1 protein-coding gene is annotated in these 214 nt (G+C 33.6%); it reads left to right on the plus strand.

Features of this window, described 5'->3' with window-relative positions; genetic code table 11:
* Window positions 1-82: 82 nt before the first annotated feature.
* Window positions 83-214 (plus strand): type II toxin-antitoxin system Phd/YefM family antitoxin (locus HMPREF2886_RS32585; RefSeq protein WP_139148368.1); only part of this gene is annotated, 132 nt, incomplete at its 3' end.

Consider the following 214-nt stretch of genomic DNA (forward strand, 5'->3'; position numbering starts at 1 on the left):
ATATTGCATTTTAGCTTTTATCTCTTCACACTCAGATTAGACTTTTTTTAGACTTAATTTAGTCTTATTGATTGAGGTAGATATGCGTTACTCAGAACAAATCAAACCAATTAGTTATTTAAAAGCTAATGCCACCGAAGTGATGACTAAACTCACTGAATCTGGTGCACCGATGATTATTACTCAAAATGGCGAAGCAAAAGCGGTTATTCAG

Source organism: Pseudomonas sp. HMSC066A08, assembly GCF_001813025.1.
GTDB classification, from domain to species: Bacteria; Pseudomonadota; Gammaproteobacteria; order Pseudomonadales; family Pseudomonadaceae; genus Pseudomonas; species Pseudomonas aeruginosa.